Below are 331 nucleotides of genomic sequence, written 5' to 3'. Positions count from 1 at the left end.
GGCTAACCCGGCGTCCTGCCGGGTTACCCACGGATTCAAGCCTGCGTTCGGCCAGCGTGGTTTAACGGGGCGCCTGAGATCAAGATCAAAAGCGCGGCGGCCTTAGAGCCGACCGGGATTTTGTGTCGATCCTGGCCAAAATGTGGGAGGGGGCTTGCCCCCGATGGCGGCCTCTGGGCCGACCAGGATGCTGGATCAGACCGAGTACATATCCGTTTCTTCGGTCACGGCTGCTAGTGGTTCCGCTTTTACAGCGGCTCACTTTTGAAAAGCGCAAAAGTAAGCAAAACGCTCTTGCCCCACCACTCGGCACCTCGCCCAGGCTCGGTGT

Origin of the sequence: Pseudomonas sp. 28 E 9 (assembly GCF_900004785.1) — a bacterium.
GTDB classification, from domain to species: domain Bacteria; phylum Pseudomonadota; class Gammaproteobacteria; order Pseudomonadales; family Pseudomonadaceae; genus Aquipseudomonas; species Aquipseudomonas orientalis_A.
Note: the sequence above shows the minus strand (reverse complement) of the source record.